Source organism: Amycolatopsis sp. MEPSY49, assembly GCF_051337345.1.
Taxonomy (GTDB): Bacteria; Actinomycetota; Actinomycetes; order Mycobacteriales; family Pseudonocardiaceae; genus Amycolatopsis.
Window position 1 is genome coordinate 1,478,998 of the sequence record NZ_JBDLYJ010000001.1, and the last position, 24,833, is coordinate 1,503,830.

Sequence of the window (24,833 nt, forward strand, 5' to 3'; positions counted from 1 at the left end):
GTGGGTTCCGCCGCAGCTCGGAAGGCCCTAACGTGCCTAGAGCCGAAGTCGACTGATGCCCCGACCGGGCGTGGAGGTTTGGCGATGATGCCGGAGATCGAAGACGCCGTGGTTCGCCTGCCCGGGATGCGGGTGGCGTACGACGGTGCCGCGTTCGACGAATCCGCGCTGGCGGCCACCTGGACCGATCAGCTGCAGGGCTGGCTGAACCAGGCCGTCGCCGCCGGGATCGCCGAACCGAACGCGATGGTGCTGGCGACAGCGGACGCCGAAGGCAGGCCATCGTCCCGGACGGTGCTGTGCAAGGGCCTCGACGACCGCGGCGTGGTGTTCTACACGAACTACACGTCGTCGAAGAGCCACGACCTGACGGCGACGCGGTACGCGTCGGTGACGTTCCCCTGGTACGCGCTGCACCGCCAGGTCCACGTCCGCGGCGAGGTCGAGAAGGTCGGCGTCAAGGAGACGGCGGAGTACTGGGCCCAGCGCCCGCGCGGCTCGCAGCTGGGGGCTTGGGCATCGCCGCAGTCCCGGGTGGTCGACGGCCGGCGGGCGTTGGACAACGCGCTGAGCGGGATCGAGCGGCGGTTCGCGGACGTCGAGCAGATCCCGGCGCCGCCGCACTGGGGCGGATGGAGGATCCGGCCGGACCTGGTCGAGTTCTGGCAGGGCCGCGAGGACCGGATGCACGACCGGCTCCGGTACGTCCGGAACGACGACGGGTGGAACATCGAGCGCGTCGCTCCCTGAGTTCGTGCACAGCCGCGGCCGTGATGTGGACAACCACGTCACGGCCGCGGCTTTTCGGGTCTTTGCGGGGCTTTCAGTCGGGCGGCCTTCGGTGGGCCGGGATTGTCCACAGGTGGTCCGTGATGTGGATGAACGACCGGCTCACCTGCGTTTTTCCGGCTTTCTGTCAGGCGGTGCCGATACGCTGAAAGCGGGGGCTCCCCCAGGGAGGGAGGGCTCTGCGCGGCGGGGCTGCTCGGCGGGCGCCGGACGACGAGGATCGCTCGGCGGGGACCGCGTGCCTCGGGAGTCGCTGGGCGGGACCGCGCCTCGGGAATCGTTCTGCGGGGACGGCGTGCCTTGGGATTCGCTCACCGGGACGGCGTGTCCCGGGAGTCGCTCGGCGGGAACCGCGCCTCGGGAAGCGCTCGCCAGGAACGGCGTGCCCCCGGGAACCGCTCACCGGAGGATCGCTCACCCGGGGACCGCACGCCCGCGAAACCGCTCCCCGAGAAGTACAGCTCCCGCGCCATCGCCCCGGCAAAACCACTCCCCGCCGGCGCCGCCTCAAAGCACCACCCCGCAGGCGACGGAAATCACGCGACCGCAGGTACTTAGCCGAGCTAAGCTCATTGGTTGTGACCTCTGAGCCCGAGACCGCGCCGCCTCGCGCGGGCGGCGTGCGTGGACTTCTCGGCCGGATCATCGTCGATACCCGGCCGCTCAAGATCCCCGCTTTCCGGCGGCTCTGGCTGTCCACTGTGGTCACCGCCGTCGGGACGCAGCTGACCGCCGTCGCCGTGCCCAAGCAGGTCTTCGACCTCACCGGGTCCTCCGCCTACGTCGGCCTCACCGGCCTGGTCGCGCTCGTTCCGCTGCTCGTCTTCGGGCTCTGGGGCGGCGCCGTCGCCGATGCCGTCGACCGGCGGAAGCTGCTCGTCGTCACCAACGTCCTCGTCGCGATCACCTCCGCCCTGCTCTGGCTGCAGGCCTTCCTGAACTTCGGCTCCGTCTGGCTCGTCCTCGCGCTGCTCGCCGTCAACCAGGCGCTCTTCGCGATCAACATGCCGACGCGCGGCGCCGTCGTCGCGCGGCTCGTGCCGGACGAACTGCTGCCCTCGGCCAACGCGCTCAGCTCGACCATGTCCACCTTCGGCGCCGTCTTCGGGCCGCTGCTCGCCGGCGCGCTCATCCCCGTCCTCGGCCTCTCGACCCTCTACCTGATCGACGTCGTCGCCCTCACCATCACGCTCCTCGCCGTCTGGCGGCTGCCGGCGATCCCGCCGCTCAACGGGCCGTCGCGCCGCGCGGGCGTCAGCGACGTCATCGACGGCTTCAAGTACCTCGCCACCAAGAAGGTGCTGCTGGCCTCGTTCGTCGCCGACATCATCGCGATGGTCTTCGGCATGCCGCGCGCGCTGATCCCGGAGATGGCCGAACGCACCTTCGGCGACCCACCCGGCGGCGGCCCGGCCCTCGGCTGGCTCTACGCCGCCCTGCCCGCCGGCGCGATGCTGATCGGCCTCTTCTCCGGCTGGCTGACGCGCATCCCGCGCCAGGGCGTCGCGGTCGTCGTGGCGATCTGCGCGTGGGGCGCCGCGGTGGCCGCGTTCGGGCTCGCGCACTCGCTGTGGCTCGCCGTCGTCTTCATGGCCGCGGCCGGCGCGGCGGACATGGTCAGCGCCGTCTACCGGATGGCGATCCTGCAGGTCGCGACCACCGACGAGATGCGCGGCCGGCTCCAGGGCGTCTTCACGGTCGTGGTCGCCGGCGGCCCGCGGATCGCCGACCTCGTGCACGGCTGGGGCGCGGCCGCGTTCGGCACCGCGGCGGCCGCGTCCGTCGGTGGCGTGCTGGTGATCGTGTCCGTGTGCGCGTCGATGTTCCTGCTCCCGGCGTTCTGGCGGTACCGGGCGCCCACGGCGTAGACCGTTCGGAGTACGGTGCCCGATATGCGTACTCTCGCCGTCGTCCTGGTCGCTTTTGCCGCGTTGACCGCCTGCTCCTCGGGCGACGAGCCGTCGAAGGCGCCGTCGTCGTCGAAGCCGTCCGAAGCGCCGAAGCCGAGTTCGAACGCGGCCGCCGCGTCGCTCGATCCGTGCAAGCTGCTGCCCGCCGCCGCCGTGTCTAAGGCCCTGTTCCTGGACAACCTCCAGGCGGTCGCCGGCCCGGTGCAGGACAACGCGGCCAACGGCGGCAAGGCCCGCAGCTGCGAGTACCAGCTGAACGGCAAGGCCGCGGGCGCGCTCGCGGTGACCCGCTACGAGGGCCGCCAGGCGAAGCCGGCCGACATGGTCGCGTCCATCAAGAAGGCGAAGGCCGGCGCGCAGGACGTCGCCGGCTTCCCGGACGGCGCCGTCTACTACGTCGACGAACAGAAGACGGCCACCCTCGCTTCGGCCGAGCTGGTGTCGGGCACGCCCGTGCTCGTCAACTACACCGGCCCGGCCAAGATGACGCCGGAGCAGATGGCCCCGCTGGTCAAGGCGGCCATCGACGCGAGCTAACGCCGCAGCGCCGCCAGCTCGACGGGGCTGTGCGCGGAGAACACCTTGACCTCGTCCTGGTGGTCGCGCGCCAGTTCGTGCAGCCGTGCCAGGTTCTCCAGGCGCGGCCGGCGCAGCGTCTGGACGATGTTCTGGAACGCCGTCAGGCCGGGCGGGCAATGCGGCGCGACCGGGTCCAGCTGGCCGTGGAAGAAGTACGCGTCGCCGGCGTGCAGGAGCCAGCCGTCGCCGGTGTCGACCGCGACGCCCGTGTGGCCGCGCGTGTGGCCCGTCAGCGGGACCAGCAGGATCTCCTCCGGCAGGCCCTTGAGCGGGCGGACCGCCTCGAAGCCGAACCACGGCTCGCCCAGCTCGTCGTACGTGCTCCACAGCGGGCGGTGCGCGAACTGGATCGCGCGGTAGCGGTTCTTCTCCGCCGCGTTCGCCGGCGACGTCGCCGCGCGGTGCTCCTCCGCGCGGACGTGCACGACGGCGTTCGGGAAGTCGGCCAGGCCGCCCGCGTGGTCGACGTCGAGGTGCGTCGCGACGATGTGCCGGACGTCGGCCGGGTCCAGGTCGAGCGCCTCGATCTGCGCGACCGCCGTCTCGGCGGCCGTGGGCTTCGCGCCGACCATCGCCAGGAACGGCCGGCCGAGCCACTCGCCCGGCCGGGCCACGCCCTGGGTGCCGAACCCGGTGTCGACCAGCACCAGGCTGTCGCCGGTCTCGATCAGCAGGCAGTGGGCCACCAGCTCCGAGCGCCGCAGCAGGCCGGGCTCGCCGTCGAGCAGCTTGCCTCCCGCCGGGCGCATCGATCCGCAGTTCAGGTGGTGCACTTTCATACCCTGCTCCTGCTCGTTTTTCGGGGGTCCGGGTGGCGAAGCCCCCGGCCCGGGGCGAAGCCCCGGTTGTCACCAGCGCTAAGCCGGACGAATTCGGTCTCGTCGTGCGCGGCGAAGACGGTCACTTCGTCGCCGTGCTCCTGAACAAGCTGGCGCAGGCGGCGGTGATTGTCCAGCCTGGCGCGCTTGACCGTCTCCATGTGGCCCTCGAACCACTTGAGGCCCGGCGGGCAGTGCGGATCGGCGGCGACCTGGCCGTGGAAGAAGAAGGAGTCGCCGGCGTTGAGCAGCCAGCCGGCGCCGGTGTCGACGGCGACCCCGGCGTGGCCGCGCGTGTGCCCGGACAGCGGGACCAGCAGGATCTCCGGCGGCAGCCCGTCCAGCTGCCGGACGGCGTCGAACCCGAACCACGGTTCGCCCGTGTCCGCATAGGACGTCCACTGTGGACCGTGCGCGAACTGGATCCGGCGGTAACGGCCGCGCTCGGCGGCGTCGCGCGGTTCGGTGAACGCCCGCAGCTCTTCGGCGTAGACGTGCACCCGCGCCCACGGGAAGTCGATGAGGCCACCCGCGTGGTCGAGGTCGAGGTGGGTCAGCACGATGTCGCGGACGTCCGCCGGGTCGAACCCGAGCGCGCGGATCTGGGCGATCGCCGTCTGCGCCGGGTCCGCGACCGGGTTGGACTGGCGGACGAAACCCGCGCCCAGCCAGGCGTTCCGGTCGACGGCGGCCGGCGTGCCCATGCCGGTCTCGACGAGCACGAGACCCGTATCCGTCTCCAGCATCAGGCAGTGGCAGACCATGGTGGCCCGCCGGAACAGGCCCGGCCGCCCGTCGATCAGCCGGCCGCCGAGCGGGCGCATGGTGCCGCAGTTCAGGTGGTGGACGCGCATCAGGACAGCTCCCGGTCGAGGGTGGCGTGCAGGTGGGCGGCGACGGCGCGCAGCGGCGCCAGGTCGCGGCGGGTGCGGGCCAGCAGCAGCCCGCCTTCGATCGCGGCGAGCACGACGGTCGCCAGCTCGTCCGCGCGCTCGGCGGAAAGCTGTTGCCGAGCAAGGTATTCGCGCAGGATGCCGTGCCACGACGAGTAGCCGTCGACGCAGGCTTCGCGGATCGGCTCACTGTCCGCGGCGGCGTCCAGCGCGACTGTCGCAAGTGGACAACCGCGCTGGAAGTCCGACTCGGTGAGGAAGGCCGCCAGTGCTTCGACGGCCCGGTCGATCGCCGTCGGCGCGTCGGGCGCGTCCTTCAGGACCGCTTCGAGCAGCGCGCCGGTGCGCTCGCCCGACAGCCGGACGGCTTCGGCGGCGAGCTGCTCCTTGCCGCCGGGGAAGTGGAAGTAGAGCGAGCCCTTCGGCGCCCCGCCGGCCGTCGTCAGCTGGGTGAGGCCGGTGGCGTGGTAGCCCTGGGTCTGGAACAGGTCGGCGGCGGTGTCGAGCATCCGCTGCCGCGTGTCGGTGCGACGGACCATGGCGCCGACTGTAACTCAAACTATGACGACCGGTCTAGTTAGATTCTGGATCGGTAAGGTCGTCTCATGGGCAACCCGACCGGTCAGCAGTTCGAGATCACCCGCGGCAACGCGCGCGCCGTCGTCACCGAGATCGGCGCGGGCCTGCGCGCGTTCGAAGTCGGCGGAGTGCCGTACGTCGAGGAGTTCCCCGAAGACGCGAAGCCGCCGAAGGGCGCCGGGCAGGTGCTGCTGCCCTGGCCGAACCGGACCAAGGCCGGCAAGTGGACGTTCCAGGGTGAGGAACAGCAGCTCGAGATCACCGAGGAGGCGCGCGGCAACGCCATCCACGGCCTGACCCGCCACCTCGAGTGGGAGCTGCTGGAGCACGCCGAGTCGTCGATCACCCTGGCCGTCGACGTCGAGGTGCAGCCGGGCTGGCCGGTGCCGCTGCGGGCGACCGTGACGTACGAGGTCGCGCCGCGCGAACTGGTCGTCACTCACGAGATCCGCAACGAGGGTGAGCAGCCGATCGGCGTCGGCGTCGGCACACACCCGTACTTCCGGATCGGCGACGTCCCGACCGACGAGCTGACCCTGACGCTGCCGGCGAGCCGCGTGCGGCCGTACCTCGGCGACGAGCAGATGCCGTACGCGCCGGAGCAGGACGTCGAGGGCACGGAGTACGACTTCCGGTCCGGGCGCGTGCTGGCCGGCGTCAACCTGGACACGGCGTTCGGCTCGTTGTCCGCTTCGGACGGCGAGCACCACTTCGTGCTGTCCCACGAGGACCAGCGGCTGGTCGTGTGGACCGGCCCGGACTTCCGCTGGGCGCAGGTGTTCACCCCGGACGACCTGGTCGGCCGCGGCCGCGCGGTGGCGATCGAGCCGATGACCTGCCCGGCGGACGCGCTCAACACGGGCACGGACCTGATCGAGCTGGAGCCGGCCTCGTCGTGGTCGGGCAGCTGGGGCATCCGCGTCCGGTGATCCGGCTCGGTCCTTCCGACGCGGGCGAAGTGCTGACGCTGCAACGCGCGGCGTACGTGACGGAGGCGCGTGCCCACGACGACTGGGATTTGCCGCCGCTGCTGGAAACCCTGGAGGAGACGCGGGCGGCGCTGGCCGGGTTGTCGTGGGGGATCCGGGAGGCGGGCCGGCTGGTGGCTTCGGTGCGGTTGACGGTGACCGGATCGGTGGCGGTGATCGGGCGGTTGGTCGTGGCGCCGGACCGGCAGGGCTTCGGGCTGGGTGGGTCGCTGCTGCTCGCCGTCGAGGCCGTGGCGCCGCCTGAAGTGACCGTGTTCCGGCTGTTCACGGGGTCGAAGAGCGTCGGGCCGCTGCACCTGTACGCCAAGCACGGGTACCGCGAGACGCACCGGACGCCGGAGAACAACCACGAACTGGTGCACTTGGAGAAGTCCCGCGTGCCGGGACGAACGTAGTGAATGACTCATTCATGTCGCCAGGCGACATGAATGAGTCATTCACGTCACCGGGCGCCTGCCGGATGCCCGCCCCGGCCGGTGCCGCCGGGGCCCGCGTGCGGGCGTCCGAGTGAGTTCGTTAGCGTGGCGAACTATGGCGAAGGCAATTGTCGGGGGCTATGTCGTCCCCATCGACGGTGATCCCATCGACGGCGGCACGGTCCTGATCGACGGCGGCAAGATCGTCGCGATCGGCGCCGAGGCCGATGTCGACATCCCGGAAGACGCCGAACTGGTCGACGCGGCCGGCACCTGGGTGCTGCCCGGCTTCATCGACGCCCACGCCCACCTCGGCGTCCACGAGGACGGCGAGGGCTGGGCCGGCAACGACACGAACGAGATGACCGACCCGAACGGCGCCCGCTTCCGCGCCATCGACGGCATCGACCCGTACGAGCCCGGCTTCGACGACGCGCTGGCCGGCGGCGTCACGAGCGTCGTCATCAAGCCCGGGTCGGGCAACCCGATCGGCGGGCAGACGATCGGCGTCAAGACCTGGGGCCGCAGCATCCTCGACATGATCTTCGCCGAGCACGTCAGCGTGAAGAGCGCGCTCGGCGAGAACCCGAAGCGCGTGTACGGCGACAAGAAGCAGACGCCGTCGACGCGGCTGGGCGTCGCGGCGATCCTGCGCGAGGCGTTCACCAAGGCCCGCAACTACCAGGCCAAGCGCGCGCACGCGGAGTCCGAGGGCAAGCCGCACGAGGTCGACCTGACCATGGAGACGCTGTCGAAGGTCCTCGACGGCGAGCTGTACTGGGACCAGCACGTCCACCGCGCGGACGACATCGTGACGGCGCTGCGGCTGGCCGACGAGTTCGGCTACAAGCTCGTGATCAACCACGGCACCGAGGGCCACCTGATCGCGGACCTGCTGGCTGAACGCGAGGTTCCGGTGATCCTCGGCCCGCTGTTCACGACGAAGTCCAAGGTCGAGCTGCGCAACCGGACGCTGCGGTCGGCAGGCATCCTGGCCCGCGCGGGCGTGAAGATCGCGATCACGACGGACCACCCGGTGATCCCGATCAACTTCCTGGTCTACCAGGCGGCGCTGGCGGTCAAGGACGGCCTCGACCCGGCGACGGCGTTGCGCTCGCTGACCATCAACCCGGCGTCGATGCTGGGGCTGGACGAGCAGATCGGGTCCCTGAAGCCGGGCCTGGACGCGGACGTCGTGCTGTGGTCGGGCGACCCGTTGGACGTGATGAACCGCGCGCTGCGCGTGTTCGTCCGGGGTGACGAGGTGTACCACTTCGACGAGTCGCTGGGCGAAGGCGTGTCGAAGGACCGGCGGTACCGCGAAGCCCGTTGAGCTTCGGACGGCACGCCGGTTACCGGGCGGTTCCGGCGTGCCGTCCGATCAGTCGAGGAGGGTGTCCAGGTCGATCTTGACCGGGAACGGGACGTCGGTGGTGAAGGTCCCGGTGACCGCGGCGACGCTCCGGTAGCCCTGGCAGGCGATCAGTGAGACCGGCTCGGTGAGGTCGACAATCCAGTAGTGCGGAATACCGGCGTCGGCGTACTCGTCGCGCTTGACCCGGTAGTCGGTGCGCGTCGATGCCGGCGACACGACCTCGACCACCACTGCTACCTCGTCGGCGCGCAGCATCTCCTCGTACCGGCGCGCGAGCGCTGTTTTGTCGACAACCGACAAGTCGGGCCGGCGCGAGAAGCCGGGCTGATCGGCAGGTGCCAGCTGCAGGTCGATGTCGATGCCGGGGATGACTCTCAGCTCGGGTGGCAGCTGCGGATCGAGCTGGCCGGCCAGCTGAAACGCGACTCGGTTGTGCGCCGCGCCCGGATTGGGTGACGTCACCACCCGGCCCTCCACGAGTTCGGTGAAACCCACTTCGGTTTCGCCGAGCGCCGAGTACTCCTCGATGGTCAGCAGTCGAACCGGAACAGCGGTCACCGCGCCTCCTCACGTCGCCGACCATCCGAGCCGGCCATGAGTAACGCTATCTGTACCGAGCGTGTGACACCGTTCCCTCGACCGGCTAAGCCTTCTTCAGCTCCCGGGCGATGACCATCCGTTGGATCTGGTTCGTCCCTTCGAAGATCTGCGGCACCTTCGCCTCCCGCAGGTACCGCTCCACCGGGAAGTCCCGCGTGTACCCGGCCCCGCCGAGCACCTGCACGGCGTCCGTCGTCACCTTCATCGCCCCATCGGTCGCCACCAGCTTGGCGATCGACGCCTGGCGCTGGAACGGCAGCCCGCGGTCACGGCGGCGCGCCGCGTCCAGGTACATCGCGCGGGACGACTCCACCACCGCCGCCATGTCGGCCAGGAGGAACTCGACCCCCTGGAACTCGATGATCGGCCGGCCGAACTGCGACCGGCCCTTCGCGTACGCCACCGCTTCGTCCAGCGCCGCCTGCGCCAGGCCCACCGCGCACGCCGCGATCCCGAGCCGTCCCGAACTCAACGACGACAGCGCGATCCGGAGCCCGTCACCGGGCGCGCCCAGCAGCCGCGAGGCAGGCACCCGGGCGCCGTCGAAGATCAGCTGGGCCGTCGGGGAGCCCGTGAGCCCCATCTTGCGTTCGCGCGGGGCCGCCGAGAGACCGTCGGTCGCACCAGGGACCAGCAGGCACGAAATCTCCTCCGGACCGGTCCGCACCATCGTCGTGTAGAAGTCCGCCACGCCCGCGTGCGTGATCCACGCCTTCGTGCCGTTGACGACGTAGTCCGAGCCGTCGAGACGCGCGCGCGTCGACAAGGCCGCCGCGTCCGAGCCCGCCTGCGTCTCCGACAGCGCGTACGCCCCCAGCAGCGAGCCCTCCAGCATCTCCGGCAGCCACTCCGCGCGCTGGGCGTCCGTGCCGTACTCCGCCAGCGCGTAGCAGGACATCGTGTGCACCGACAGGCCGACGCCGACCGTCATCCACGCCGCCGCGATCTCCTCCAGGACCTGCAGGTACACCTCGTACGGCACCTCGCCGCCGCCCCAGCGCTCCGCGTACGGCAGCCCCAGAAGGCCGGACTTGCCCAGCAGGCGGAACTGCTCGCGCGGGAACTGCTCCGCCTCCTCGGCCGCCGCTGCTCGGGGCGCCAGCTCGCCGCGGGCGATCTCGCGGGCCAGGGAGACCAGGTCCTCGGCCTCCGAAGAAGGCAGCAGGCGTTCGGCGGGCATCGGTGTCCTCCAAAGCGGTACTGAAAACAGTACTGTGGGCTCGTTTAGAGTACAGTACGGCAGGCCTGGGGTGGCCGGAAGACGTAGGAGATAGTGAGCCGATGCCCCCCGAACCCCGCCGCCGGCCGACCGCGCGCCAGCGCGCCCTGCTCGGTGACCTCGAGGCGCTCTTCCTCGCGGAGGGGTTCGCCGGCTTCACCCTCGACGACCTCGCCGGCCGCCTCCGCTGCTCGAAGTCGACGCTCTACGCGCTCGCGCCCAGCAAGGAGCAGCTCGCCCTCAAGGTCGTCACCCACTTCTTCCGGGGCGCCGGCGAACGGATCGAGGAACGCGTCGCCGGGATCGACGACGCCCGCAAGCTCATCGAGGAGTACCTGGCCGGCGTCGCCGAGCACCTGAACCGCGCGTCGCCGGAGTTCATGCGCGACCTCGCCGAGTTCGGGCCGGCCCGCGAGGCCTACCAGGTCAACAGCCGGTTCGCGGCGCAGCGGCTCCGGCAGTTCATCGACAAGGGCGTCGCCGACGGCGTCTTCCGCGACGTCCACGCCCGGCTCGTCGCCGAGATGACCACCCTGATCATCGAAGGCATCCAGACCGGGGTGCTCGGGCGGCGGATCGACGTCTCCGACGCCGAAGCGTTCACCGCCCTGGGTGAACTGCTGCTCGGCGGGCTGAACAAATAGCGGACAGGAATTGTCAGCCCGAACTCCATTAAACTCCCGGCGTGATCGTCGTAGGCGGAGAAGCTCTGGTCGACCTGGTCCCCGGTGACCCCCTGGATTCCACTGTGGACGGTGGGCTGCGCGCGCTGCTGCCGCGGCTCGGCGGTGGGCCGTACAACGTCGCGCTCGCGGCCGGGCGCCTCGGCGTGCCGGCGGCGTTCCTCTCGCGCGTGTCCACGGACCGCTTCGGCGACGCGATGGTCGAGCGGCTGCACGCTTCCGCCGTCGACACGTCGCTGCTGCAGCGCGGCGACGAGCCGACGACGCTCGCCGTCGTCGCGCTCGACGCGAAGGGCGCCGCGCGCTACACGTTCTACGTCGAAGGCACCGCGGACCGGCTCGTCGCGGACCCGGGACCGCTTCCGGAGAACGTGACCGCGCTCTCGCTCGGCACCCTCGGGATGGTCCTCGAGCCCGGCGCGTCGGCGTACGAGGCGATGCTGCGGCGCGAGGCCGCGCGTGGCGTGCTGACCGTCCTCGACCCCAACATCCGCGAGGCGCTGATCACCGATCCGGCCGCCTACCGCGCCCGGTTCACCTCCTGGCTGCCGGACGTCCGCCTGCTGAAGATCTCCGACGACGACGCCGCGTGGCTCACCGGCGGCGCCGACCCGGTCGCCGCCGCGAAGACGTGGGTCGAGTCCGGTGTGGACGCCGTGGTGCTCACCCGGGGCGCCGACGGCGTCGCGGTGATCACCGCCGCAGGTGAGCTGGCCCACGTCCCGTCGCGCAAGGTGACGGTGGTCGACACCATCGGCGCCGGCGACACCGTCCAGGGCGCGCTGCTGGCCTGGCTGCACACCCACGACGTCACCGACCTGGCCTCCCTCGACGCGGGCGCGTGGCGCGAAGCGCTCGAATTCGCCGCGAAAGCGGCGTCCATCACGGTTTCGCGGAGCGGTGCCGAGCCGCCCACGTCCGCCGATATGGCGGCCGCCGTGTGAACCTGGTCCCAAAGGGGCACCCAGGAGCAACGCCACCGCTGCGCGAACGCACGTTTCTCGACTAACGTTGAGGGGCATTCTTCATACCCCAGCGGGGCGGTGTGCAGCGAGGCGCCAGTGTTTCCTCGCGTTAACACGTGGCTACCTGTGGAACCCGCAGGCGCCGCCGACCCGTGCCGAACGTGAGAGGGACTTGCATGTCCGACGCGACGACTGCGGGGCAGTCCGGCGGCGAAACCGCGAAGCTGACCCTGCCGAGTGGCGAGCACGAGTTCAAGATCGTCCACCCGGTCGAGGGCGCGCCCGGGATCGAACTGGGGAAGCTGCTGGCGCAGACGGGGTACATCACCTACGACCCCGGGTTCGTCAACACCGGTGCCGCGTCGTCCGCCATCGCCTACATCGACGGTGACGCCGGGATCCTCCGCTACCGGGGCTACCCGATCGAGCAGCTGGCGGAGAAGTCGACCTTCGTCGAGGTCTCCTACCTCCTGATCTACGGCGAGCTGCCGACCGAGACGCAGCTGGCCGACTTCACCGAGAAGATCCAGCGCCACACGCTGCTGCACGAGGACCTCAAGGCGTTCTTCAGCGGCTTCCCGCGTGACGCCCACCCGATGCCCGTGCTGTCCAGCGCGGTGTCGGCCCTGTCGACCTTCTACCAGGACTCGCTCGACCCGTTCGACGAGCCGAACGTCGAGCTGTCGACCATCCGCCTGCTCGCCAAGGTCCCGACCCTGGCGGCCTACGCGTACAAGAAGTCCGTCGGCCAGCCGCTGCTGTACCCGGACAACTCGCTGGGCCTGGTCGAGAACTTCCTGCGGATGACCTTCGGCTTCCCGGCCGAGCCGTACGACGTCGACCCGGACGTCGTGAAGGCGCTCGACCTGCTGTTCATCCTGCACGCCGACCACGAGCAGAACTGCTCGACCTCGACCGTGCGCCTGGTCGGCTCGTCCGAGGCGAACCTGTTCGCGTCGATTTCGGCCGGCATCAACGCCCTGTTCGGCCCGCTGCACGGCGGCGCGAACGCCGCGGTCCTCGACATGCTCGAGGGCATCCAGAACGACGGCGGCGACGTCGCCAAGTTCGTGGAGCGGGTGAAGAACAAGGAAAAGGGCGTGAAGCTGATGGGCTTCGGGCACCGGGTCTACAAGAACTACGACCCGCGCGCGAAGATCATCAAGAACACCGCGGACGAGATCCTCGGCAAGCTGAAGGGCGGCGACCAGCTGCTCGACATCGCCAAGAAGCTCGAGGAGACGGCGCTTTCCGACGACTACTTCGTCGAGCGGAAGCTGTACCCGAACGTGGACTTCTACACCGGCCTGATCTACCGGGCGCTGGGCTTCCCGACGAAGTTCTTCACGGTGCTGTTCGCGCTGGGCCGGCTCCCGGGCTGGATCGCGCACTGGCGCGAGATGATCAACGACCCGGCCACCAAGATCGGCCGCCCGCGGCAGATCTACACCGGCTACGCGTCGCGGGACTACGTCCCGATGTCCGACCGCTGAGTCAGTCACCCTGGTAAGCGCCCCGCCGTGCACCCGCACGGCGGGGCGCTTATCGTTGTCCGTCGTGACTCGCGAAGCGCCCGTCGTGCTGTGGTTCCGCCGTGACCTGCGGCTGGGCGACCACGCCGCGCTGCTCGAGGCGTCGAAGCACAGCAAGCACGTCCTCGCGCTGTACGTCCTCGACGACGTGCTGCTGAAGCCCGGTGGGGCACCGCGGGAAGCCTTCATGTACGGGTGCCTGGAGAAGCTGGACGAGCAGCTCGGCGGGCGGCTGATGCTGGTGCGCGGCGAACCGGCCGTGGAAGTGGTCCGCGCGGCGAAGCAGATCGGCGCGGCCGCGGTGCACGTCAGCGCCGACACCGGCCCGTACGGCCGCCGGCGGGACGCCGCCGTCGCGAAAGCCTTGGCGGAGCACAACATCGACTGGGTCGAGACGGGCTCGCCCTACGCCGTGACGCCCGGGCAGGTCACCAAGCCGGACGGCGATCCGTACCGCGTCTTCACGCCGTTCCACCGGGCGTGGACCGCACGCGGCCGGCACTCGCCGGCCGACACCGGACCGTCCCTTGTGGACTGGGTGGCACCGCCGAAGTCACTGAAGATCCCGCGCGCGCCTCGCGTTGCCGCGACGCTCCCGGAGCCGGGCGAGCAGGCCGCGCTCGACGTCTGGCACGACTTCCTCGATGGCCCGATCGAGACGTACGACGCCGACCGCGACCGGCCTGACCGCGAAGGGACGACACGGCTTTCGCCGTACCTGCGCTGGGGCTGCATCCACCCGCGGACCATCCTGGCCGACCTGGAAGGTGACGCCCGCGTCGGCGCGAAGTCGTTGCGCAGCGAGATCTGCTGGCGCGAGTTCCACGCCGACGTCCTGTGGCACCGCCCGGAAACCGCGCGGAAGAACTACGACAAGCGCTTCGACGCCATGTTGCACGACGACGATCCCGAGGCGTTCGAGCGCTGGTGCGCCGGCAAGACGGGCTACCCGATCGTCGACGCCGGGATGCGGCAGCTGCTGGCCGAGGGCTGGATGCACAACCGCGTCCGGATGGTCGTCGCGAGCTTCCTGGTGAAGGACCTGCACCTGCCGTGGTGGCTCGGCGCGCGGCACTTCATGAAGCACCTCGTCGACGGCGACCTCGCGTCGAACCAGCTGAACTGGCAGTGGGTCGCCGGCTGCGGCACCGACGCGGCGCCGTACTTCCGGATCTTCAACCCGACGACGCAGGGGGAGAAGTTCGACCCCGACGGCGACTACGTCCGCAAGTACGTGCCGGAGCTGCGGTCGGTGCCCGGGAAGGCCGTCCACCAGCTGAAGGACCGCCCGTCGGACTACCCGGAACCCATGGTCGACCACGCCCACGAGCGCCAGGTGTCCTTGGAGCGGTACGGCAGGATCACGTCGTGATCAGCCGCGCAGCGCCTCCGACAGCTTGATGCGGCTGCCGATGCGCAGCACGCTGTTGCCGTAGATCTTGCCGCCCAGCCAGGTCAGCAGCGCGACCAGCGCGACGGTCAGCCCGAGCGACAGCGCGATCTCCCAGCCCGCCGCCGCGCCCGTCGAGATCCGGGCCGGCATCAGGATCGGCGAGAGCAGCGGGATCAACGAAAGCACCTTGGTCCCCGAGCCGGACGGGTCCTGCAGCAGCAGGTTGATCCCGGCGATGAACCCGACGATGAGGATGACGTTGAGCGGCGAGACCACCGACTGCGTGTCCTCCTGGCGCGAGACGAGCGACCCGAGCGCGCCGTAGATCGTGGCGTACAACAGGAAACCGAGCAGGTACCAGAGCAGCCCCCACAGCAGCGTGCCGGTGGCGAAGCCGGACAGGGAGAACACCCCGGTCGCCGACGCGGCGGCGAGCCCGGCCGCGCCCAGGATCACCAGCTGCGTCAGCCCGACCAGGCCGAGCCCGATCACCTTGCCCAGCAACAGCTGCCACGGCCGCACGCTGGCGAGCAGGATCTCCACGACCCGGCTCGACTTCTCCTCGACGACGCCTTGGGCGACCATCATCCCGTAGGTGATGATGCTGAGGTAGAGCAGGAACGCGACGATCAGGCCGACGACGAGCCGTTGCGTGTGGTCGGCGGGTTCCGGCGAGATCGGGTCGTCCTGCACGTGGGTGCCGTTGACCTGCGCCATCACGTCGGCCGGCTCCAGCTGCGCGGACGACAGCACGCCGTCGAGGACCTGCTGCTGCGCCACCTGGTCGAGCACCTTGCGGAGCTGTTCGTCCAAAGAGGACTTGTAGGTGGCGGTCAGCTTCGCCGCGCTGCCCGAGACGAGCGCGTCGAGGTCGCCGTCCTCGACCTTCTTGCGCCCTTCCGCGGGATCGGTGACGGTGACCGTGTCGACGTGCCGGCCGGACTGGGTCGCCGCGACCTGCAGCTGCTGCGCGATCCCGGTCGCCTGGCCGGTGAGCCCGACCGTGCTCTTGTCCGCCGAGCCCGCCAGCGACGTCTGGAACCCGACGTACCCCAGCAGCAGCACGAGCAGCACCACGGTGCCGACGACGAACGAGCGCGTGCGCAGGCGCGTGTTCAGCTCGCGCTTCATCACGAGCCAGACGGCCCGCCGGCCGCTCAGCTTCTTCATCGTTCCCCCTTGTCGGACACCGCGTCGCGGAACAGCTCGGTCAGCGACCGGCGACGGCGGCTGAACTCGGTGACCGGCCCGGTCGCCAGCGCGGCGGCGAGCACGGCCTGGTCGTCGGCGCTCGGGTCGAGGTCGAGGACGGTGGTGGGGCCGTGGTTTTCCAGGACGCGCACGCCGGGCAGCCCCGCGGCCCAGCCTTCGGGCGCGGCGGGCGCGGTGACGACGAGCTTGCTGCTCGCCCCGGCCGTCAGCTCGTCCACGGTGCCGACGGCGACCATCCGGCCGCCGCGGATGATGCCGACCCGGTCGCACAGCCGCTCGACGAGGTCGAGCTGGTGGCTGGAGAACACGACCGGCACGCCTGCCGCGGCCTTCTCGCGCAGCACGCCGCTCATGACGTCGACGGCGAGCGGGTCGAGCCCGGAGAACGGCTCGTCGAGCACCAGCACGGCGGGGTCGTGCACGAGTGCGGCGGCCAGCTGGACGCGCTGCTGGTTGCCGAGGCTGAGCTTCTGGACCTCGTCCTTGCGGCGGTCGGCCAGCCCGAGCCGGGAGATCCAGTTCTCGGCGTTGCGGTGGGCCTCGTTCGCGGTGAGTCCGTGCAGCTCGGCGAGGTAGACGAGCTGCTCGAGGACCTTCATCTTCGGGTAGAGCCCGCGTTCCTCGGGCATGTAGCCGATGTGGGTGCGCGTCTCGTGGGTGATCTTTTCGTTCCGGAACCGGACCTCACCGCCGTCGGCCGCGAGGACGCCGAGCACGATCCGCATGGTGGTGGTCTTGCCGGCGCCGTTGCTGCCGACGAAGCCGAACAGCTCCCCGGCGCGGACGTCGAACGTGACGCCGTCCAGCGCGACCTTGGCGCCGTAGCGCTTGGAGATCCCGTCGATCTCCAGTGTGCCGTTCATGCCATCCCCTCTTCGAAGTCCTCGGGGTCGTCGTCCGGCAGCGCCCAGCCCAGGATGATGGTCGGGATGGTGGTGCCGGTGACCAGCAGTGCGGACAGCATCATCGCGCCGCGGAAGCCGCCGTCTTCGGTGTCCGCCACCAAGATGCCGTAGATCATCGCGGCGATCATCAGGTAGCTCAGGATCTGGAAGCCGATGTAGGTCACGCGGTGGCGCCATTCGCGCTCGCGTTCGTCCAGCAGCCGCGAGAAGCCGCCGCTCATCCGGCCGGTGAGGATCCGCAGCAGCACGAAGGCGCTGGCGCCGACGAGCATGCTGCTCATCCAGACGGCGCCGTAGACCCAGTCGGTCCCGGTGGTGAAGATCAAGGCGCCGGCGACCAGGCCGAGATCACCGGCCGCCACGACGACGGCGAGGGTCCGGCGGTGCTTCCGCGTGCGCCAGCCGGGCAGCCGCTTGGCGTGCCGGAGTTCCCGTTGGTCCATCTTGTCCAGCTGGCGTTCCCAGTAGGCGCCGAGTTTCGTGGTCATGCTCCCCCCTCGCGGTAGACCTGGGTGGACAACGGCGTGAACGGCTCGCGGCTGAACACCGCTTCGACGGGCAGGTCGAACACCGCGCAGATCCGGAAGGCCAGGTCCAGGCTCGGATAGTGGTCGCCCCGCTCGAGAGCGCCGATGGTCTGCGGGTTGACCTCGACGGCATTGGCGAGCGCGGCGCGGCTCAGGCCGCGTTCGGCCCGGAGCACGGGAAGCCGGTTGTAGATCGGCAGCTCCTTGCCGCGTCTGACCGGACTCATGAACGTACTGTTGCAAAAACCCAACGAGTCGTCAAGTTAAGTGCACATCAAGCCGGGTTGGATGGCGGTCAGCTCAAGCGCCCCAAGGCGGCCTTGGTTGCGTCTGGCGCACCCAATGTGGCCTTCGGTGCGCCAGACGCACCGAAGGCCACATTGGGGCGCTGGGGAGTCGGTCAGGCCAGGCCGGCGAGCGACTTGTCGACAAGCTCCGCGACCCGCGCCCGCGCGGCCTCCGCGTTCGACGGGATCAACGCCAGCCGTGTCCGGCGCTCCAGTACGTCCGCCACGTCGAGTGCTCCCTCGTTCCGGACCGCCCACACCACCTCGGCCGCCGTGATGTCCGTCCCTGGTGCCACCGGGGCCGCGAACTCCGCGTCCAGCTCGCCCAGCGCCGCCACCCGCGGGGCCTCCGTCCCGTACCGGCCCACCAGCCGCGGCGACGCGTCCACAAGGGACAAACTCGATCGAGGCGCCGCCCCGAGCAGCGGCAACCGCGCGGTCCGGCACGGCGAAGCGCTCAGGCCGGCCAGCTTCACCGCGGCGTCGACCGCGTCCTCGGCCATCCGGCGGTACGTCGTCAGCTTCCCGCCGACCACGGTCAGCAACCCGTCCGACCCCGCCAGCACAGCGTGCTTCCGGGAGAGGTCCGCCGAACGCCCACCACCCTCCACCAGTGGTCGCAACCCCGCGAAGGAACCGGCCACATCGGCACGCGTCAACGGACGCGCCAGCACCGATGAAGCCAACGACAGCAGGAAGTCCACATCGGACTCGGGAACCACCGGCACGTCGGGGATCGGGCCGGCGATCGGCTCGTCGGTCAGTCCCAAGTAGACGCGCCCGTCCGGCTGGGGGAGCAGGAACACGAACCGGTTCGTCTCGCCCGGCACGCCGATGTTCAACGAAGTCGTGCCCATCGGGACGGTTCCCGGCGCCAGCACCAGGTGCGATCCCAGCGACGGCCGCAGCCGGACCGATCCCGTCAGCGTGCCCGCCCACACCCCCGTCGCGTTGATCACCTGGCGCGCGCGGATGTCCACAGTGGAACCCGACACGCCGTCGACCGCCGAGACCCGGTCCGCCGTCAGCGATGTCGCCGACAACCGCGTCAAGATCCGGGCTCCGAACGACGCCGCCGTCCGCGCCAGCGACACCACCAATCGGGCGTCGTCGACCAAAGCGCCGTCGTACGCCAGCAGTGCGCCGCGCAAACCTCGCGGGGAAAGCCCGGGTGCCAACGCCAACGCCTCGGCGGCCGGGATCGAGCGCGGCCGCGGCAGCACCGACGACGGCGTCCGCGCCGCGCGGCGGAGGCCGTCGCCAGCTCGCAGGCCTGCCGCCACCAAAGCCTGCTGTGCCCGGGATGTACTGGGGTACAAGGGGAACAGCTGCGGCATCGCGCGCGTGAGGTGCGGGGCCGTGCGCGTCATCATGATGCCGCGCTCGACCGCGCTCTCGTGGGCCAACCCCAGCTCGCCGTGTGCCAGGTAGCGCAGGCCGCCATGGACGAGCTTCGACGACCAGCGGGACGTCCCGAACGCCAGGTCGTGCGCCTCGACCAGCGCCACCGACAGCCCGCGCGAAGCCGCGTCCAGGGCGATGCCCGTTCCCGTCACGCCGCCGCCGACCACGACGACGTCGAGCCGCTCGCCCGCCGCCAGCTCCGCGAGCTCCCGTTCGCGGCGCCGCGCGTTGAGCGAGCCGGACGTCACGGCTTCAGCGCCGCGTCGAGCACGTGGGTGAACTCCGCCAGCAGCGCCGCCTCGCCCACGTCAGCCGTGGCCGGCCGCAGCGAGAACGCGAACGACTGGACCACCAGCAGCACCGACCGGGACTGCACCGCGACCGGCGCGCGCCGGATCGAGCCGTCCTGGTGGCCCGCCTCCAGGAGTCCGTGCAGCGCCTGCTCGGCGAACTTCTGCGTCGCGCCCAGCCGCTCCACGATGTACGGGAGGACCAGTTCGGGGTCGACGTCGAGCAGCGTGCGGAACAGCGGGTCGGCCGACAGCGCGCGGACGCCGGCCGACGCGATGAGCACGAGCCGCTCGCGGCTGTTGGCGGCGTCGGCGCCGCGCTCGCTCGCCGTGCGCAGCAGCCCGCTGAACTCGCGGGTCATCAGCGCCGCGAGCACGCTGCGGACGTCGGGGAACCGGCGGTAGACCGTCATCCGGCTGACGCGCGCGGTCCGGGCGATTTCGGCGAGTGTGGTGCGGCGCACACCGACGGCCAGCACGCACGAGCGCGCGGCGTCGAGCAGCACGTCATCGGCCACACGCGTCGCCGTCTGGCGGTTGCGGGTGTCCGCGAGCGCGGACGATCCCGCGGTCGAGGTGGTGTGACGTTTCACGTCCATGTGTCACACTGTATCGGTGAACGCGCTCATTGACCACCGCCTTCGACGGTCCTGGACTCCGGAAGCCGCCGACGCCGCCCGGCTGCCCGCGCGGGCGGCCAAGTGGCTTGAACAGCGTATCGGCCAGACGGCTCCCGGTGCTGCCCCAGCCGGGAATTTGCCGGTGGAAATACCGTCACCGAAACTGGACGGATCTGCTGCCGACGCGTTGTCGAAAGTGGTCGGCGCGGAAAATGTGCTGGTCGACGACGCGGGGCGGCTGGCGCGCGCGACCGGACTGTCCTACCTCGACTTGCTGCGCCGCCGTTCTCCCGGCGCGGACTTCCCGGTCCCCGACGCGGTCGTGCTGCCCGCGGACCCCGACGAGGTCCAGGCGGTGCTCGACGTCTGCGTGACGCACGACGTCGGCGTCGTGCCCTTCGGCGGCGGCACCTCGGTCGTCGGCGGTGTCGCGGCGCTGCGCGGTGACAAGGCGTCGGTGATCGCGCTCGACCTGGTCCGGCTCGACGCGCTGGTGTCGGTCGACGCCGAATCGCGTATCGCCGTCCTACAGGCCGGCGTCCGCGGTCCCGAGGCCGAGCGCCTCCTCGGCGAGCGCGGCCTGACGCTCGGGCACATCCCGCAGTCGTTCGAGCGCGCCACGATCGGCGGATTCGCGGCGACGCGCTCGGCCGGTCAGGCCTCGTCGGGCTACGGCCGGTTCGAGGACATGGTCGCCGGCGTGCGGCTGGCGACGCCGCGCGGCGAGTGGAAGCTCGGTGTCGCGCCGGCGTCGGCGGCCGGGCCGGACCTGCGCCAGCTCGCCATCGGCAGCGAAGGCACGCTCGGCGTGATCACCGAGGTTTCGCTGCGGGTCCGCCCGGCGCCGCCGGTCCGCCGCTACGAAGGTTATGCCTTGCCCGGCTGGGAAGCGGGCCGGGAAGCCGTCCGCGACCTCGCGCAGCACCACGCGCTCGCCGATGTCACCCGGCTGTCCGATGTGGACGAAACCGAGGTCTCGCTGGCGCTGAACGCCGGCCTCAAGACGACGGCGCTGCGCCGGTACCTCGCCGCGCGCGGGGTGCCGCACCCGTGCTTCCTGATCGTCGGCTGGGAAGGCACCGCGCACGACGTGGCGCTGCGCCGCCGCGAGACGACGCGCCGGTTGAAGGCGGCGGGGGCCGTGCGCGTCGGCAAGGCGCTCGGCGAGTCGTGGCGTCACGGCCGGTTCGCCGGCCCCCGGCAGCGGGATGCGTTGCTGGATCAGGGTATCTGCGTCGAGACGCTGGAGACCGCGGCGTACTGGTCCAATGTGGATGAACTGCGTGACGACGTCCGCGCGGCGCTGACGGCGTCGCTGGGCCGCGCGATCGTCATGTGTCACATTTCGCACGCGTACGAGACGGGCGCGTCGCTCTACTTCACGGTGCTGACGGCCCGCGACGAGACCGATCCGGTCGGCCAGTGGCAGCGCGCGAAAGCGGCGGCGTGCGAGGCGATCACCGGCCTCGGCACGATTTCGCACCACCACGCCGTCGGGGTCGACCACGCGCCGTACCTCCAGGCGGAAATCGGCTCGCTGGGCGTCGAGGTGCTGCGCGCGGCGAAGTCCACAGTGGACCCGTCCGGGATCCTCAACCCGGGTAAGCTGGTTTGAGGATCTCGCAGGGGACGCCGTGGCCGTCCGCGGCGACGCCGTCGAGCTTCGCCGCTTCGGCCTGCGGGACGTCGGTGGTCCGCACCGGCTTGCCGTCCACCAGCAGCGGGTAACGGATCGGCGCGGCGCCGACGTACGTGTGGACCTCGGTCAGCCGGGTGCCGTCTTCGAGCGTGATGTCGGGTTCGGTCAGCCGGGCCAGGTGGTAGCGCGTGCCGCGGCCCTCGCAGCGGTCGAGCACGGCCAGCTGGTCCGGCGTCACGAACCAGATGGCGTGCTCCTCGACGCCGTCGAGCGCGGTGAGGGTGGCCGGCCGCTGGTCGTCGACCACGCGGAACCCGGCGGCCCACACTGCGGCGAGCCCGGCGCAGCGCGCGTGCGCGACGACGACCGGGCCTTCCAGGCCGAGCCGCCCGCGCAGCCAGGTGATCTTCGACGGGTTCGCGTTCGAGCCGTAGGCCAGCACGGCCATCCGGTCGCGCCAGCCGTCCGGCGCCTTGTCCAGGGGATGCCCGACGCCGTCGACGTGCACGAACGAGTAGCCCGGCCGCGTCCCCGGGTAGGGCTCGGCCGGGTACTCGTCGTCGGTGAAGAGGGTCAGAAGGTCACCACGCTGCGCAGGACGTCACCGTGGTGCATGCGCTCGAAGGCCTGCTCGACGCCGTCGACGCCGATGCGTTCGGTGACGAACTTGTCGAGCGGCAGCCGGCCCTGCAGGTAGAGGTCGACGAGCATCGGGAAGTCCCGGCTCGGCAGGCAGTCGCCGTACCACGACGACTTGAGCGAGCCACCGCGCGAGAAGAAGTCGATCAGCGGCAGGTCGTTCAGGCGCATCTCCGGCGTCGGGACGCCGACGAGGACGACCGTGCCGGCGAGGTCGCGCCCGTAGAAGGCCTGCCGCCAGGTCTCCGGGCGCCCGACGGCGTCGATGACGACGTCCGGGCCGAAGGAGTTGGTGGCGTCCTGCATGGCTTCGACGACCGCCTCTTCGGACAGGCCCTTGCTGTTGACGGTGTGCGTCGCGCCGAAGTCCTTGGCCCAGTCGAGTTTCCGGTCGTCCATGTCGATCGCGACGATGGTGGTGGCGCCGGCGAGCTTGGCGCCGGCGATGGCGGCGTCCCCGACCCCACCGCAGCCGATGACGGCGACCGAGTCACCGCGCGTGACGGCGCCGGTGTTGATGGCCGCGCCGAGCCCGGCCATGACCCCGCACCCGAGCAGCCCGGCGACCGCGGGCTCGGCTTCGCGGTTGACCTTCGTGCACTGTCCGCTGTGGACGAGGGTCTTCTCGAGGAAGGCGCCGACGCCGAGGGCGGGCGACAGCTTGGTGCCGTCTTGGAGCGTCATCGGCTGGGCGGCGTTGAAGGTCGAGAAGCAGTACCAGGGCTTGCCGCGCTTGCAGGCCCGGCAGGTGCCGCAGACGGCGCGCCAGTTGAGGATGACGTAGTCGCCGGGGGCGAGATCGGTGACGCCCTCGCCGACGGCCTCGACGACGCCGGCGGCCTCGTGGCCGAGCAGGAAGGGGAACTCGTCGTTGATCCCGCCTTCGCGGTAGTGCAGGTCGGTGTGGCAGACCCCGCAGGCCTGCACGTTCACGACGGCCTCACCGGGCCCGGGATCGGGCACGAGGACGGTCTCCAGCGAGACGGGCTCGCCCTTCGCCCGCGAAACGACCCCCTGCACCTCGTACGGCATGCGAATCCACCTTCCGGCTTTGCTGGCTCTGCCCGCAGCTAATCACGGATCATGCGGAGATGGCGACATCCGCATGAGTGAGTCTTGGTGATTTGTGCGCAACGGGTTGCGTGTTACGCAACTGGCTGCTCGTCATCGAAGCGCCTCGGGCGGCTCCGGCAGCTCCATCGACGCCAGCCGCGCCGGGTCGGCCACCGCCGCGATGCCCGTGATCCGGCCGCCCACCACCGTGAACGCCACCACCGACATCGGCGTGCCGTCCGCGTGCCAAGCCACCACTCCCGGCAACCCGCCGACCAGGACCTCCTGGCCGCCCGCCGCCGCTCCGATGCGCGCGCCCGCCGCTACGTTCGTCGCCCCCAGGACCACCACCACGCCGTCCGGGGTGTCGACCGTCAAGCGGACGTCCGGGTCCAGGACCCGCAGCAGGTCCTCGAAGTCCCCGTCGCGGGCCGCCCGCAAGAACGCGTTCACCACCTCGCGTTGCGACCTTCCCGCGCCGGACGGACCCGCCGGGGTCCGGACCTTCTTGCGCGCCCGGCTCGCCAGCATCTTCGTCGCGCCCGGGGACTTGCCGAGGATGCGGCCGATCTCCTCGAACGGCACCGCGAACAGGTCGTGCAGCACGAACGCCAGCCGCTCGCCCGGGGCCAGGGACTCCAGGACCACCAGCAGCGCGAGCCCGACCGAATCCGCCAGCTCGGCATCGGAATCCGGCGAAGGACTTTCGTCGACCGCCACCACGATCTCGTCGTACGGCGCTTCGGGACGTGACCGGCGCGAACGCAGCACGTCCAGGCTGATCCGGCCGACCACCGTCGTCAGCCAGCCGTCGAGGTTGCCGATCGTCGACGCGTCCTGGCGCGACAGCCGCAACCACGCCTCCTGGACCACGTCCTCGGCGTCGGCGTGCGAACCCAGCACGCGGTGGGCCACCGCGCGCAGCCGGTCGCGCTGCGCCTCGAAGACCTCGGTCATCGTGTCGGGCATGTCGTTACCTTCCTCGGTTCCGCTCCGTCATGGGGATGACGGATCCGGATCACCACAGGTAACAGCAGGAGGAACAATGGAAGCACGGCTCAAGAGCACCAGCAGTCCCGAGGTCACCGGCGCGGTCCAGCAGCTGTTCAAGACCGTGCACGCCGCCGGCGTCGACCCGCTGCTGCTCGAGCTGGTCCACCTGCGGGCCAGCCAGATCAACGGCTGCGCGCCGTGCACCTACGCCGGCGTCCAGTCCGCGAAGAGGCAAGGCGAGACCGACGAGCGGCTGCACGCCGTCGTCACCTGGCGTGAGACGCCGTTCTTCACCGAGCCGGAGCGGGCCGCGCTGGAGCTGACCGAAGCGGCGACGCGGATCGAGGACGGCCAGCCGGGCGTGACCGACGAGATCTGGGCGGCCGCCACCAAGCACTTCGACGAGAAGCAGCTGTCGGCGATCGTCCTGCACATCGCGCTCACCGGTTTCTTCAACCGGATCAACCGCGCGATCCGGGAGCAGGCCGGCAAGACCTGGTGAAGCCCGGCGGGGCGCCACCCGG

The 24,833-nt window shown here is 70.8% G+C and carries 26 protein-coding genes; 12 read left to right on the forward strand and 14 right to left on the reverse strand.

Annotated elements, in window-relative coordinates:
- Positions 1-84: 84 nt before the first annotated feature.
- The 3 genes from pdxH to ABFJ78_RS07400 all read left to right on the forward strand — a co-directional run bounded on the left by pdxH (position 85) and on the right by ABFJ78_RS07400 (position 3,236).
- Complete coding sequence (pdxH, locus tag ABFJ78_RS07390) at positions 85-750, forward strand: pyridoxamine 5'-phosphate oxidase (protein ID WP_400895574.1); 666 nt, start codon at positions 85-87, stop codon at positions 748-750.
- A gap of 659 nt (positions 751-1,409) precedes the next feature.
- The gene (locus ABFJ78_RS07395) at positions 1,410-2,657 is read left to right on the forward strand and encodes an MFS transporter (RefSeq protein WP_436385411.1); all 1,248 of its coding nucleotides are present in this window, start codon (positions 1,410-1,412) and stop codon (positions 2,655-2,657) included.
- Positions 2,658-2,681: 24 nt separating this feature from the next.
- Positions 2,682-3,236 (forward strand): DUF3558 family protein, encoded by a 555-nt coding sequence (locus tag ABFJ78_RS07400; RefSeq protein WP_436385024.1) that lies wholly within the window; start codon positions 2,682-2,684, stop codon positions 3,234-3,236.
- Here the strand turns inward: ABFJ78_RS07400 and ABFJ78_RS07405 are convergent.
- The 3 genes from ABFJ78_RS07405 to ABFJ78_RS07415 are packed head-to-tail and all read right to left on the reverse strand — an operon-like array spanning position 3,233 to position 5,528.
- On the reverse strand, positions 3,233-4,057 hold the full coding sequence (locus tag ABFJ78_RS07405; RefSeq protein WP_436385026.1) for an MBL fold metallo-hydrolase: 825 nt from the start codon (positions 4,055-4,057) through the stop codon (positions 3,233-3,235). The genes ABFJ78_RS07400 and ABFJ78_RS07405 overlap by 4 nt on opposite strands.
- Complete coding sequence (locus tag ABFJ78_RS07410; protein WP_436385028.1) at positions 4,054-4,950, reverse strand: MBL fold metallo-hydrolase; 897 nt, start codon at positions 4,948-4,950, stop codon at positions 4,054-4,056. Before ABFJ78_RS07410 ends, ABFJ78_RS07405 begins: the two co-directional genes overlap by 4 nt.
- Positions 4,950-5,528, reverse strand: coding sequence for a TetR/AcrR family transcriptional regulator (locus tag ABFJ78_RS07415; RefSeq protein WP_436385030.1), 579 nt, complete (start codon positions 5,526-5,528; stop codon positions 4,950-4,952). Before ABFJ78_RS07415 ends, ABFJ78_RS07410 begins: the two co-directional genes overlap by 1 nt.
- 66 nt (positions 5,529-5,594) lie before the next feature.
- Between ABFJ78_RS07415 and ABFJ78_RS07420 the strand changes: the two genes are divergently transcribed.
- The 3 genes from ABFJ78_RS07420 to ABFJ78_RS07430 all read left to right on the forward strand — a co-directional run bounded on the left by ABFJ78_RS07420 (position 5,595) and on the right by ABFJ78_RS07430 (position 8,306).
- Positions 5,595-6,497 (forward strand): aldose 1-epimerase family protein, encoded by a 903-nt coding sequence (locus ABFJ78_RS07420; protein WP_436385032.1) that lies wholly within the window; start codon positions 5,595-5,597, stop codon positions 6,495-6,497.
- The gene (locus tag ABFJ78_RS07425) at positions 6,464-6,952 is read left to right on the forward strand and encodes a GNAT family N-acetyltransferase (protein WP_436385034.1); all 489 of its coding nucleotides are present in this window, start codon (positions 6,464-6,466) and stop codon (positions 6,950-6,952) included. The genes ABFJ78_RS07420 and ABFJ78_RS07425 overlap by 34 nt, the downstream gene beginning before the upstream one ends.
- Positions 6,953-7,088: 136 nt before the next feature.
- Positions 7,089-8,306 carry an amidohydrolase gene (locus ABFJ78_RS07430; protein ID WP_436385035.1) on the forward strand — a complete coding sequence of 406 codons (1,218 nt, stop codon included), beginning with the start codon at positions 7,089-7,091 and terminating at the stop codon, positions 8,304-8,306.
- Positions 8,307-8,354: 48 nt separating this feature from the next.
- Here ABFJ78_RS07430 and ABFJ78_RS07435 read toward each other — a convergent pair whose 3' ends face one another.
- Together ABFJ78_RS07435 and ABFJ78_RS07440 are read right to left on the reverse strand one after the other, a co-directional pair.
- Positions 8,355-8,906, reverse strand: a complete 552-nt coding sequence (locus ABFJ78_RS07435; protein ID WP_436385037.1) for a Uma2 family endonuclease — start codon at positions 8,904-8,906, stop codon at positions 8,355-8,357.
- 85 nt (positions 8,907-8,991) lie between these two features.
- A complete protein-coding gene (locus tag ABFJ78_RS07440; RefSeq protein WP_436385039.1) occupies positions 8,992-10,128 on the reverse strand; it encodes an acyl-CoA dehydrogenase family protein in 1,137 nt (378 codons plus the stop codon).
- A gap of 101 nt (positions 10,129-10,229) precedes the next feature.
- Here ABFJ78_RS07440 and ABFJ78_RS07445 point away from each other — a divergent pair, with 101 nt between their 5' ends.
- The 4 genes from ABFJ78_RS07445 (at position 10,230) to ABFJ78_RS07460 (ending at position 14,719) form a co-directional block, all read left to right on the forward strand.
- A complete protein-coding gene (locus tag ABFJ78_RS07445; protein WP_436385040.1) occupies positions 10,230-10,811 on the forward strand; it encodes a TetR/AcrR family transcriptional regulator in 582 nt (193 codons plus the stop codon).
- A 41-nt stretch (positions 10,812-10,852) separates the two neighbouring features.
- On the forward strand, positions 10,853-11,794 hold the full coding sequence (locus tag ABFJ78_RS07450) for a carbohydrate kinase family protein (RefSeq protein ID WP_436385042.1): 942 nt from the start codon (positions 10,853-10,855) through the stop codon (positions 11,792-11,794).
- 197 nt (positions 11,795-11,991) lie between these two features.
- Positions 11,992-13,308: a citrate synthase gene (locus tag ABFJ78_RS07455; RefSeq protein ID WP_436385044.1), complete on the forward strand. Its 1,317-nt coding sequence runs from the start codon at positions 11,992-11,994 to the stop codon at positions 13,306-13,308.
- A gap of 64 nt (positions 13,309-13,372) precedes the next feature.
- A complete protein-coding gene (locus tag ABFJ78_RS07460; RefSeq protein ID WP_436385045.1) occupies positions 13,373-14,719 on the forward strand; it encodes a cryptochrome/photolyase family protein in 1,347 nt (448 codons plus the stop codon).
- On the opposite strand, the gene ABFJ78_RS07465 is transcribed toward ABFJ78_RS07460, so the two are convergent.
- The 6 genes from ABFJ78_RS07465 to ABFJ78_RS07490 form a co-directional block, all read right to left on the reverse strand.
- Positions 14,720-15,910: an ABC transporter permease gene (locus tag ABFJ78_RS07465; protein WP_436385046.1), complete on the reverse strand. Its 1,191-nt coding sequence runs from the start codon at positions 15,908-15,910 to the stop codon at positions 14,720-14,722. It abuts the gene before it with no gap.
- Positions 15,907-16,815 (reverse strand): ABC transporter ATP-binding protein, encoded by a 909-nt coding sequence (locus ABFJ78_RS07470; protein WP_436385048.1) that lies wholly within the window; start codon positions 16,813-16,815, stop codon positions 15,907-15,909. The genes ABFJ78_RS07465 and ABFJ78_RS07470 overlap by 4 nt, the downstream gene beginning before the upstream one ends.
- Complete coding sequence (locus ABFJ78_RS07475) at positions 16,812-17,345, reverse strand: hypothetical protein (RefSeq protein ID WP_436385049.1); 534 nt, start codon at positions 17,343-17,345, stop codon at positions 16,812-16,814. Before ABFJ78_RS07475 ends, ABFJ78_RS07470 begins: the two co-directional genes overlap by 4 nt.
- Positions 17,342-17,611, reverse strand: a complete 270-nt coding sequence (locus tag ABFJ78_RS07480) for a helix-turn-helix transcriptional regulator (protein WP_436385051.1) — start codon at positions 17,609-17,611, stop codon at positions 17,342-17,344. Before ABFJ78_RS07480 ends, ABFJ78_RS07475 begins: the two co-directional genes overlap by 4 nt.
- A gap of 173 nt (positions 17,612-17,784) precedes the next feature.
- Positions 17,785-19,323 carry a glycerol-3-phosphate dehydrogenase/oxidase gene (locus ABFJ78_RS07485; RefSeq protein ID WP_436385053.1) on the reverse strand — a complete coding sequence of 513 codons (1,539 nt, stop codon included), beginning with the start codon at positions 19,321-19,323 and terminating at the stop codon, positions 17,785-17,787.
- Positions 19,320-19,883: a TetR/AcrR family transcriptional regulator gene (locus tag ABFJ78_RS07490; protein ID WP_436385412.1), complete on the reverse strand. Its 564-nt coding sequence runs from the start codon at positions 19,881-19,883 to the stop codon at positions 19,320-19,322. The genes ABFJ78_RS07485 and ABFJ78_RS07490 overlap by 4 nt, the downstream gene beginning before the upstream one ends.
- A gap of 97 nt (positions 19,884-19,980) precedes the next feature.
- Between ABFJ78_RS07490 and ABFJ78_RS07495 the strand changes: the two genes are divergently transcribed.
- Entirely contained in the window at positions 19,981-21,600 is a 1,620-nt protein-coding gene (locus ABFJ78_RS07495; RefSeq protein ID WP_436385054.1) for an FAD-binding oxidoreductase, read from the forward strand.
- On the opposite strand, the gene ABFJ78_RS07500 is transcribed toward ABFJ78_RS07495, so the two are convergent.
- The 3 genes from ABFJ78_RS07500 to ABFJ78_RS07510 form a co-directional block, all read right to left on the reverse strand.
- Positions 21,578-22,132 carry a gamma-glutamylcyclotransferase family protein gene (locus tag ABFJ78_RS07500; protein WP_436385056.1) on the reverse strand — a complete coding sequence of 185 codons (555 nt, stop codon included), beginning with the start codon at positions 22,130-22,132 and terminating at the stop codon, positions 21,578-21,580. The genes ABFJ78_RS07495 and ABFJ78_RS07500 overlap by 23 nt on opposite strands.
- A 65-nt stretch (positions 22,133-22,197) precedes the next feature.
- A complete protein-coding gene (locus ABFJ78_RS07505) occupies positions 22,198-23,295 on the reverse strand; it encodes an S-(hydroxymethyl)mycothiol dehydrogenase (RefSeq protein WP_436385057.1) in 1,098 nt (365 codons plus the stop codon).
- A gap of 132 nt (positions 23,296-23,427) precedes the next feature.
- Positions 23,428-24,285 (reverse strand): sigma-70 family RNA polymerase sigma factor, encoded by an 858-nt coding sequence (locus tag ABFJ78_RS07510; RefSeq protein ID WP_436385059.1) that lies wholly within the window; start codon positions 24,283-24,285, stop codon positions 23,428-23,430.
- Between the two features lie 76 nt (positions 24,286-24,361).
- On the opposite strand from ABFJ78_RS07510, the gene ABFJ78_RS07515 reads away from it, so the two are divergent.
- Positions 24,362-24,811, forward strand: coding sequence for a carboxymuconolactone decarboxylase family protein (locus ABFJ78_RS07515; protein ID WP_436385060.1), 450 nt, complete (start codon positions 24,362-24,364; stop codon positions 24,809-24,811).
- The last annotated feature ends 22 nt before the right edge of the window (positions 24,812-24,833 follow it).

What these genes read in the sequence shown, in the direction of transcription:
- ABFJ78_RS07415 (WP_436385030.1), bottom strand. Translation starts at nt 5,528, where the DNA reads ATGGTCCGTCGCACCGACACGCGGCAGCGGATGCTCGACACCGCCGCC.
- ABFJ78_RS07455 (WP_436385044.1), top strand. Translation starts at nt 11,992, where the DNA reads ATGTCCGACGCGACGACTGCGGGGCAGTCCGGCGGCGAAACCGCGAAG.
- ABFJ78_RS07470 (WP_436385048.1), bottom strand. Translation starts at nt 16,815, where the DNA reads ATGAACGGCACACTGGAGATCGACGGGATCTCCAAGCGCTACGGCGCC.
- ABFJ78_RS07510 (WP_436385059.1), bottom strand. Translation starts at nt 24,285, where the DNA reads ATGCCCGACACGATGACCGAGGTCTTCGAGGCGCAGCGCGACCGGCTG.
- ABFJ78_RS07400 (WP_436385024.1), top strand. Translation starts at nt 2,682, where the DNA reads ATGCGTACTCTCGCCGTCGTCCTGGTCGCTTTTGCCGCGTTGACCGCC.
- ABFJ78_RS07515 (WP_436385060.1), top strand. Translation starts at nt 24,362, where the DNA reads ATGGAAGCACGGCTCAAGAGCACCAGCAGTCCCGAGGTCACCGGCGCG.
- ABFJ78_RS07480 (WP_436385051.1), bottom strand. Translation starts at nt 17,611, where the DNA reads ATGAGTCCGGTCAGACGCGGCAAGGAGCTGCCGATCTACAACCGGCTT.
- ABFJ78_RS07420 (WP_436385032.1), top strand. Translation starts at nt 5,595, where the DNA reads ATGGGCAACCCGACCGGTCAGCAGTTCGAGATCACCCGCGGCAACGCG.
- ABFJ78_RS07465 (WP_436385046.1), bottom strand. Translation starts at nt 15,910, where the DNA reads ATGAAGAAGCTGAGCGGCCGGCGGGCCGTCTGGCTCGTGATGAAGCGC.
- ABFJ78_RS07440 (WP_436385039.1), bottom strand. Translation starts at nt 10,128, where the DNA reads ATGCCCGCCGAACGCCTGCTGCCTTCTTCGGAGGCCGAGGACCTGGTC.
- ABFJ78_RS07405 (WP_436385026.1), bottom strand. Translation starts at nt 4,057, where the DNA reads ATGAAAGTGCACCACCTGAACTGCGGATCGATGCGCCCGGCGGGAGGC.
- pdxH (WP_400895574.1), top strand. Translation starts at nt 85, where the DNA reads ATGATGCCGGAGATCGAAGACGCCGTGGTTCGCCTGCCCGGGATGCGG.
- ABFJ78_RS07430 (WP_436385035.1), top strand. Translation starts at nt 7,089, where the DNA reads ATGGCGAAGGCAATTGTCGGGGGCTATGTCGTCCCCATCGACGGTGAT.
- ABFJ78_RS07410 (WP_436385028.1), bottom strand. Translation starts at nt 4,950, where the DNA reads ATGCGCGTCCACCACCTGAACTGCGGCACCATGCGCCCGCTCGGCGGC.
- ABFJ78_RS07475 (WP_436385049.1), bottom strand. Translation starts at nt 17,345, where the DNA reads ATGACCACGAAACTCGGCGCCTACTGGGAACGCCAGCTGGACAAGATG.
- ABFJ78_RS07445 (WP_436385040.1), top strand. Translation starts at nt 10,230, where the DNA reads ATGCCCCCCGAACCCCGCCGCCGGCCGACCGCGCGCCAGCGCGCCCTG.
- ABFJ78_RS07505 (WP_436385057.1), bottom strand. Translation starts at nt 23,295, where the DNA reads ATGCCGTACGAGGTGCAGGGGGTCGTTTCGCGGGCGAAGGGCGAGCCC.